Origin of the sequence: Streptomyces sp. NPDC006393 (assembly GCF_040628575.1) — a bacterium.
Classification (GTDB): Bacteria; Actinomycetota; Actinomycetes; order Streptomycetales; family Streptomycetaceae; genus Streptomyces.
The window spans coordinates 1-9,069 of record NZ_JBEXZD010000183.1 but is presented as its reverse complement, the minus strand read 5'-3'; the positions used below and the strand labels follow the sequence as shown (position 1 = coordinate 9,069).

The following is a 9,069-nucleotide window of genomic DNA, read 5'->3' as shown; positions in this document are numbered from 1 at the left end:
CGGGAGCTGGCCCGCGAGCTCGGGAGCATCGGGGCGCTCGGGATGTCGCTGAGCGGGTACGGGTGCGCCGGGGCCACCGCGGTGCAGTACGGGCTCGCCTGTCTGGAACTGGAGGCCGCCGACTCCGGCATCCGATCCCTGGTCTCCGTGCAGGGCTCCCTCGCCATGTACGCCATCCACCGCTTCGGCTCCGAGGAGCAGAAGCAGCAGTGGCTGCCGCGCATGGCCGCGGGTGAGGTCATCGGCTGCTTCGGCCTCACCGAGCCCGACCACGGCTCCGACCCCGCCTCCATGCGCACCCATGCCAAGCGCGACGGCGGTGACTGGGTGCTGGGCGGACGCAAGATGTGGATCACCAACGGGTCCGTGGCCGGGGTGGCCGTCGTCTGGGCACAGACCGAGGACGGCATCCGCGGCTTCGTCGTGCCGACGGACACTCCCGGCTTCTCCGCCCCCGAGATCAAGCACAAGTGGTCCCTGCGGGCCAGCGTCACCAGCGAACTCGTGCTCGACGACGTACGGCTGCCCGCCGACGCCGTGCTGCCCGAGGTCACCGGGCTGCGCGGACCGCTCAGCTGTCTGTCCCACGCCCGCTACGGAATCGTCTGGGGCGCCATGGGCGCGGCCCGCTCCTGCTTCGAGGCCGCCGTGGACTACGCGCGGTCGCGCGAACAGTTCGGCAGGCCCATCGGCGGGTTCCAGCTCACCCAGGCCAAGCTCGCCGACATGGCGGTCGAACTGCACAAGGGGATTCTGCTCGCCCATCATCTGGGGCGGCGCATGGACGCCGGCCGCCTGCGTCCCGAGCAGGTCAGCTTCGGCAAGCTCAACAACGTGCGGGAGGCGATCGAGATCTGCCGCACGGCGCGGACGATCCTCGGCGCCAACGGGATCTCCCTGGAGTACCCCGTGATGCGGCACGCGACCAACCTGGAGTCGGTGCTCACCTACGAGGGCACCGTCGAGATGCACCAGCTCGTGCTGGGCAAGGCGCTCACCGGTCTCGACGCCTTCCGGTGAGGCCGGGTGGGCCCCGGAGCCTTGGGTGAGGCCCGGGCGGGGCAGGGCCGGCGTGCGGCCCTGCCTCAGCTCTGGTTGAAGAAGCCGTCCGAACGGTGTGCCCCCGGGTCACCGCTGACGATCTCGGTGTCGGCGGGCGAGAGCAGGAACACCCGGGTGGACACGCGGTCGATGGAGCCGCGCAGGCCGAAGACCAGCCCGGCCGCGAAGTCGACCACGCGCTTGGCGTCGGCCGGCTCCATCGCCGTCAGGTTCATGATGACGGGCACGCCCTCCCGGAACAGCTCGCCGATCGCACGCGCGTCCCGGAAGCTGTCCGGGGTCACGGTGCCGATCCGGCGGCCCTTCTCCTCGGCCGTGTCCGTGGCCACCTTCACCCGGGGGTCGGTGACCCAGGCGTCCCCGGACTCGGTGCCCTCGGAGTAGTCGTCGTCGTAGTAACGCTCGTCTTCGTTGTCGTCGACGAGGCCGAGCCACGCACTCGCCTTGCGTACCGATCCCATGGACGCCTCCTCTCACAGCGGTCTTTCATGCTTTCCGCGTCCCTATGGTCATCCATGATGCGGACGGCGCGCCAAGTGGATAGACGCCGCGCGGGGGGTTTGTGACGGTACTGGTGCACAGCGGATCCGTCGAGAGCCTTGTGCCCCAAGGGCGATGACCCACACGGCTGCTGACTGGGAGTGAAATATGATTGTCCCCGGCACACGGGTGAGGGACAGTGCGTACGGGTGAACGAAACGGCGGGTACGATGCGGCGGCTCAGCGTCGTACACACCACGGGGGATCGTCGTGTTCGGAATCGTCAGGCCCTGCCGTCACCGGCTCGGTGACCGTCTCGCCGCCCAATGGATGGCCCACTTGTGCGGGCTGTGCCTGGCGCTGCGCGGCGACCACGGTCAGTTCGCCCGGGTCGTGACGAACTACGACGGCCTTCTCATATCCGTTCTGACGGAGGCTCAGGCCACACCGGCCGACAGGGGTGGCAAGGGCGGCAGGCGCGGGGTGGGGCGCCGTACGGCCGGACCATGCCCGTTGCGCGGCATGCGCACCGCGTCCGTCGCGCAGGGGGAGGGCGCACGGCTCGCGGCGGCCGTCTCCCTGGTGCTCGCCTCCGCCAAGGTGCGCGACCATGTCGCCGACGGCGACGGGCTGCTGGCCCGCCGGCCGGTGGCGCTCGCCGCCCGCAAGGTCGCCGACAGCTGGGGTCGCGCCGGCGCCCGCACCGGAGCCGACGTCGGCTTCGACACCGCCGTCCTGGTCGACGCGGTGGACCGGCAGGTCGGCATCGAGACGCTGGCCGGACCCGGCACCCCGGTCCTCACCGTCACCGAGCCGACCGAGACCGCGACCGCCGCCGCCTTCGCGCACACCGCGGTCCTCGCCGGCCGGCCGGGCAACGCCGAACCGCTCGCCGAGGTCGGGCGCCTCTTCGGCCGGCTCGCCCACCTTCTGGACGCCGTGGAGGACCGCGAGGCCGACGCCGCCCGCGGGGCCTGGAATCCGCTCACCGCGACCGGCACCTCTCTCACCGAGGCCCGCCGGCTCGCCGACGACGCGGTGCACGGCATCCGGCTCGCCCTGCGCGACGTGGAGTTCGGGGACGGCCGGCTCGCCCATCTGCTGCTCGCCCATGAACTCCCGCGCTCCGTGGACCGCGCCTTCGGAACCGCGGCGTGCGGGCACGCGCCCGGGGCCGCCGAGGCCGGCGCCGCGCGCGGCGCCTTCGGTCCGCCCCAGGGCCCGTACGCACCCCAGGACCCCCGGGCGCCCCACGATCCGCACACCCCGTACGGCCCGGGCCACCCCCACCCCGGCGGCGGCAACCCCTTCGGCGGAGAGCCCCCGCGGCCCGGCAAGCGAGGCCTCCTCGCCGGATGCGCGGCCGCCGTCGGGCTGTGCTGCACCTGCAAGGTGTGCTGCGCCGACGAGTTCGAGGGGCCGTGGTCGCGGCAGCGGCGTGAGGGCTGGTGCAGCAACTGCGACTGCGACTGCAGCGGGTGCGACGGCTGCGGCGACTGCTGTGACTGCTGCGGGAACTGCTGCAGTTGCGACGGCTGCGACTGTGGCTGCGACTGCTAGGGGACGAGACGGCGCCCAGAGGCGTCTCGGCCCCCGTCGCGCCGCGTCCGCGCACGGGCCCGTCCGGTGTCGTCCGGGTGGGGGATGCGGAAATACAAGAGCGGCGCTCTGTGCTCACCCCTCGGTTTGGCCGCCCGGCCACGCATGGAAGGGTTGATCACATGACGGACGCATCCGACCAGTGGAAGCAGTGGCACGTACGGCGCACCGAGACGGTGTCGGCGCCCTACGGCCCGCTCGCGCTGACCGGAACGCACTGGTTCGAGGACTATCCGGATGGTCGACTTCCGGACATCCCCGGGATCTGGACGCCCGACGGCGACGCGGTCGTGCTCTCCGCCGGCGGAGGGGACGGGCTGACCGTCGACGGGCGGCCCTTGGCCGGCGAGGTACGGCTCGGCGCCGACACCGGACCGGTCGCGGACGCCCGGGTCGCGCTGGGCGAGCGGCGGCTGGTCGTGCTGGTCCGTGAAGGCATATGGGGCATACGGGACTTCGACCCCGCCTCCGCCGCGCGCCGGGCGTTCCGCGGCATCGTGGCCGGCGAGCACGACCCGCGCTGGTCGGTGCCGGGCCGCTTCACCCCGTACGAGGAGAGCCGCACCGTGCGCGTGCCGAACGCGGACGGACGTGAGCGCGGCCTCGACCTCGCCGGGGAGCTGGCGTTCACTCTGGAGGGCCGGGAGCTGACGCTCCAGGTCGCGCGGGAGCCGGACGGCGGGCTGTGGGCGGTGTTCGCCGACGCCACCAGCGGGAGTGGCAGTTTCCGCTTCCGGTTCCTGCATCCCGGAGCGCCGGACGCCGAGGGGCGTACCACGGTCGACTTCAACCGGGCCGTGCTGCCGCCGTGCGCGTTCGCCGACCACTTCATCTGCCCGTTCCCGCCGCCCGGGAACACCCTGGACCTCGCGATACCCGTGGGGGAGCGCGCGCTGCACGACTGACCGGCCGTCATATCACCTCGATCGCACGCGATTCACTCGAATCGCACAGAGTCGCACGGCCGAAAGGCACCCTTGCGCCGACCGGTCGTTCGGCCGAATACTCCCCCTCAGCGCTTGTCAGGGTCACAACGTGTCCGGAATCCGGTGCCCCGTGCCCTGGCTGCGCCTCACCGGGCCCCGACCCCACGCGGGCCCCCGACTTCCTTTGTGGAGGAACGAAACGTGAGGATCAAGCGCACTGCCCCCCGTAGCGGTATCGCGAGACGGACCCGGCTGATCGCCATCGCCTCCGGGCTCGTGGCCGCCGCCGCGTTCGCGGTCCCCAGCGCGAACGCGTCCGACACCAACACCTTCAGCGCCTCCCAGCTCACCAGGGCGAGCGACTCGGTGCTCAAGGCAGACGTGCCGGGCACCGCCTGGGCGGTCGACAGCAAGTCGAACCGGGTGGTCGTCACCGTCGACAGCCGGGTCTCCCAGGCGCAGATCGACCAGATCAAACAGCAGGCGGGGACCAACTCCGGTGCCCTGACCATCAAGCGCACACCGGGCCGGTTCAACAAGCTGATCTCCGGCGGCGACGCCATCTATGCGAGTAGCTGGCGCTGCTCGCTGGGCTTCAACGTCCAGGACTCCAGCGGCAACTACTACTTCCTGACCGCCGGTCACTGCACCGACGGGGCGGGCACCTGGTGGTCGAACTCGTCGCACTCGACCACGCTCGGCACCACCGCCGGCTCCTCCTTCCCCGGCAACGACTACGGCATCGTGCGCTACACCAACAGCTCGGTGACCAAGTCCGGCACCGTGGGCAGCGTGGACATCAAGAGCGCGGCCACGCCGTCCGTCGGCACCACCGTCTACCGCCGCGGCTCCACCACCGGCATCCACAGCGGCCGTGTCACCGCCCTCAACGCGACGGTCAACTACGGTGGCGGCGACATCGTCTACGGCCTCATCCAGACCACCGTCTGCGCCGAACCCGGCGACTCCGGCGGTCCGCTGTACTCCAACAGCGGCGTCGCCTACGGTCTGACCTCCGGCGGCAGCGGCAACTGCAGCTCCGGCGGTACGACCTTCTTCCAGCCGGTCACCGAGGCGCTGAGCGCCTACGGGGTCCACGTCTACTGACGTCCCGACCCCCCGGGCCGTGCGCACGGCCCGGACCGCACCCGCAGCCGGCAGCAGGTGGAGCCCCCGTACGCGACAGGCGTACGGGGGCTTCCCGTTGTGCGGAGGGTGTGAACGACCGGTTTGGGCGAGGCTCGGCAGGGGCGAGATCAGGACAGGGTCGGACCGCACGGAAACGCCGGTTGGTTACTCACCCGTAACGTTTGCAGCGCGAACAAGGCGGTGTGACCTCGGACGGTCAAGCGACGAGGGGCGTACGCCGGTTGACGTATACGCGTCCAGAACTCGACCTTGTGTGCCCCCTGTGAGCCTCGGAATAGTAGGCGCCGTTCAACCGCCTTCCGGCCCGCGAGGTCCCCACAACCCCGCCGGCCGATCCCCCCACAGGAGGACGTCAGTTGAAGCACCGACGCATACCCAGGCGCCGAATCGCCGTGGCGGGTGCGGGCATCGCCGCACTCGTCGCCGCGGGACTCACCTTCCAGAGTGCGAACGCCAGCGAGCCCGCGAAGTCCCCCGAGGCTCGCACCCTGTCGGCCCCGGCGGCCGGAAGTCTCGCCTCGACGCTGCTGAAGGACCTCGGCGGCGACGCGGCCGGAACGTACTACGACGCGAAGTCGAGGAGCCTCGTGGTCAACGTGCTCGACGAGACCGCGGCCAGGACGGTCCAGCGGGCGGGGGCCAGGGCCAGAGTCGTCGAGAACACCCTCGCCGAACTGGACGCGGCCCGCACGACGCTGAAGAAGGACGCGACCGTCCCCGGCACCTCGTGGGCGACCGACCCGGTCACCAACAAGGTCGTGGTCACCGCCGACCGGACGGTCTCGGCGTCCGAGTGGGCCACGCTCTCCAAGGTCGTCGACGGCCTCGGCGGCAAGGCCGAACTCAAGCGCTCCAAGGGCGAGTTCAAGCCCTTCGTCGCGGGCGGTGACGCCATCACCGGCTCGGGCGGCCGCTGCTCGCTCGGGTTCAACGTGGTCAAGGGCGGGCAGCCGTACTTCCTCACCGCGGGCCACTGCACCGAGGCCATCTCCACCTGGTCGGACTCCAGTGGCACGGTGATCGGCAGCAACGAGCAGTCCAGCTTCCCGGGCAACGACTTCGGCCTGGTCAAGTACACCGCGAACGTCGACCACCCGAGCGCCGTCGACCTCTACGACGGCTCCACACAGACGATCACCAAGGCGGGCGAGGCCACCGTCGGCGAGAAGGTCACCCGCAGCGGCTCGACGACCCATGTGCACACCGGCACGGTCACCGGTCTGAACGCCACCGTGAACTACTCCGAGGGCACGGTCAGCGGCCTCATCCAGACCGATGTGTGCGCCGAGCCCGGTGACAGCGGCGGTTCGCTGTTCGACGGCGACACCGCGATCGGCCTCACCTCCGGCGGCAGCGGCGACTGCACCTCCGGCGGCGAGACCTTCTTCCAGCCGGTCACCGAGGCGCTGTCGGCCACCGGCACCCAGATCGGCTGATCGCTCCGACGGCTCCGGTACGGCTCCGGTACGGCTCCGGTACGGCTCCGGTACGGCCCCGCCCCCGCGCGCGAGGGGGCGGGGCCGTACCGCGTGGGGCCGCCGCACGACCGTGTGGGCGGCCGCCGCATGCGTTTGCGCAGGTGGGACACGCTCGAACGGATGTCGCACAGATGTTCGGGAATTGGTTTATGGTGGGGGTGAGAGTTGGGAACTGATGTTCGAGAGCCGCTGGGGGCTCACGAGTGCGGGAGGTGCGTGTGCCGGGCTTCACGCATCTGCACACCGTCTCCGGGTTCTCCGTGCGCTACGGCGCCTCGCACCCGGAACGGCTGGCCGAGCGTGCCGCCGAGCGGGGCATGGACGCCCTCGCCCTCACCGACCGGGACACCCTCGCGGGCACGGTCCGCTTCGCCAAGGCCTGCGCGGCGGCGGGCGTCCGACCGCTGTTCGGCGCGGAACTGGCGGTGGACGGCCCGCGACGGCAGGAAGAAGTCGTACGAGGCGAGCGGCGCCGCACCCCGGTGCGCGGCGGTGCCTTCATCGACGAGTCGACCCCCCGCGTCACCTTCCTCGCCCGGGACGGCGCCCGCGGCTGGGCCGACCTGTGCCGCCTGGTCACCGCCGCCCACACGGCTCCCGACACCCCCCTGCTGCCCTGGCCCGACAACCACGCCGACGGTCTGACCGTGCTGCTCGGCCCCGACTCCGACGTGGGCCGGGCGCTGGCCGCGGGCCGCCCCGACCGGGCCGCGAAGCTCCTCGCCCCCTGGCGCGAGGCCTACGGCGACGCGCTGCGCCTGGAGGCCGTCTGGCACGGCCGCAAGGGCACGGGACCCGGCTCGCTGCGGCTGGCCGCCCGCACCGTCGGCTTCGCCGCCGAGCAGCGGATCCGGCCCGTGCTGAGCAACGCCGTCCGCTACGCCGACCCCGGCCAGGGCCCGGTCGCCGACGTCCTGGACGCCGCCCGCCGCCTGGTCCCCATCGACCCCGCCAAGGAGCTGGACTCCGGCGAGGCCTGGCTGAAGGACCCGGCCGTCATGCTGCACGCGGCCGAGCGGATCGTCGAGGCCGCGGGCTTCAGGCGGGAGGCCGCCCACCGCCTGCTGGAGCAGACCCGGGCCACGGCCGCCGAGTGCCTGGTCGACCCGGAGGACGACCTTGGTCTGGGCACCGTCCACTTCCCCGAGCCGCACCTCGTCGGCGCCGCCCGCCGCACCGCCCAGCGCACGCTCGCCTCCCGGGCGGCGGCCGGCATGGTGCTGCGCGGCCACGCCGGCCGGCGCGAGTACTGGGAGCGGATGCACGACGAGCTGGACGTCATCGCGTACCACGGCTTCGCCTCCTACTTCCTCACCGTCGCCCAGGTCGTGGACGATGTGCGGAAGATGGGCATCCGGGTCGCCGCGCGCGGCTCCGGAGCGGGCTCCCTCGTCAACCACCTCCTCGGCATCGCCCACGCCGACCCGGTCGAGCACGGGCTGCTGATGGAGCGCTTCCTGTCCAGGCGGCGGTTCGTCCTGCCCGACATCGACATCGACGTGGAGTCCGCGCGCCGGCTCGAGGTCTACCGCGCGATCATCGACCGGTTCGGCACCGAGCGGGTCGCCACGGTCGCCATGCCGGAGACGTACCGCGTCCGCCACGCCGTCCGGGACGTGGGCGCCGCCCTGTCCATGGACCCCGCCGAGATCGACCGCATCGCCAAGTCCTTCCCGCACATCCGCGCCCGCGACGCCCGCGCGGCCTTGGAGGAACTGCCCGAGCTCAAGGCGCTCGCGGGGGAGAAGGAGCGGTACGGCAGGCTGTGGGAGCTGGTCGAGGCGCTGGACGCCCTGCCGCGCGGGGTCGCCATGCACCCCTGCGGCGTGCTGCTGTCCGACGCCTCCCTGCTCGCGCGCACGCCGGTGATGCCCACCAGCGGCGAGGGCTTTCCCATGTCCCAGTTCGACAAGGACGACGTGGAGGACCTCGGGCTGCTCAAGCTGGACGTGCTGGGCGTGCGGATGCAGTCGGCGATGGCCCACGCGGTCGCGGAGGTGGAGCGGACCGCGGGGGAGCGGATCGACCTGGACGCGGTACCGCCGGGCGACCCGGCGACGTACCGGCTCATCCGCTCCGCCGAGACCCTCGGCTGCTTCCAGATCGAGTCGCCGGGCCAGCGGGATCTGGTGGGCCGCCTCCAGCCGGCGACCTTCCACGACCTGGTCGTCGACATCTCCCTGTTCCGGCCCGGTCCGGTCGCCGCCGACATGGTGCGGCCGTTCATCGAGGCCCGGCACGGGCGGGCGCCGGTGCGCTACCCGCACCCGGACCTGGAGGAGCCGCTGAAGGAGACGTACGGGGTGGTCGTCTTCCACGAGCAGATCATCCACATCGTGCACATCATGACCGGCTGCGGGCGCGACGAGGCGGAC

At 72.1% G+C, this 9,069-nt stretch carries 7 protein-coding genes; 6 read left to right on the top strand and 1 reads right to left on the bottom strand.

What is annotated here, in order from left to right:
- A partial coding sequence (locus ABZ484_RS37710; RefSeq protein WP_358870468.1) for an acyl-CoA dehydrogenase family protein occupies positions 1-1,020 on the top strand: 1,020 nt, incomplete at its 5' end.
- Positions 1,021-1,085: 65 nt separating this feature from the next.
- Here the strand turns inward: ABZ484_RS37710 and ABZ484_RS37705 are convergent.
- Complete coding sequence (locus ABZ484_RS37705) at positions 1,086-1,523, bottom strand: cell division protein SepF (protein WP_306190841.1); 438 nt, start codon at positions 1,521-1,523, stop codon at positions 1,086-1,088.
- Between the two features lie 289 nt (positions 1,524-1,812).
- On the opposite strand from ABZ484_RS37705, the gene ABZ484_RS37700 reads away from it, so the two are divergent.
- The 5 genes from ABZ484_RS37700 to ABZ484_RS37680 all read left to right on the top strand — a co-directional run.
- A complete protein-coding gene (locus ABZ484_RS37700) occupies positions 1,813-3,102 on the top strand; it encodes a DUF5685 family protein (RefSeq protein WP_358870467.1) in 1,290 nt (429 codons plus the stop codon).
- Between the two features lie 161 nt (positions 3,103-3,263).
- Positions 3,264-4,046 carry a DUF1684 domain-containing protein gene (locus ABZ484_RS37695; RefSeq protein ID WP_358870466.1) on the top strand — a complete coding sequence of 261 codons (783 nt, stop codon included), beginning with the start codon at positions 3,264-3,266 and terminating at the stop codon, positions 4,044-4,046.
- 222 nt (positions 4,047-4,268) lie between these two features.
- Positions 4,269-5,174: a S1 family peptidase gene (locus ABZ484_RS37690; protein ID WP_358870465.1), complete on the top strand. Its 906-nt coding sequence runs from the start codon at positions 4,269-4,271 to the stop codon at positions 5,172-5,174.
- A gap of 398 nt (positions 5,175-5,572) precedes the next feature.
- The gene (locus tag ABZ484_RS37685) at positions 5,573-6,652 is read left to right on the top strand and encodes a S1 family peptidase (protein ID WP_358870464.1); all 1,080 of its coding nucleotides are present in this window, start codon (positions 5,573-5,575) and stop codon (positions 6,650-6,652) included.
- Positions 6,653-6,912: 260 nt separating this feature from the next.
- A partial coding sequence (locus tag ABZ484_RS37680) for a PHP domain-containing protein (protein ID WP_358870463.1) occupies positions 6,913-9,069 on the top strand: 2,157 nt, incomplete at its 3' end.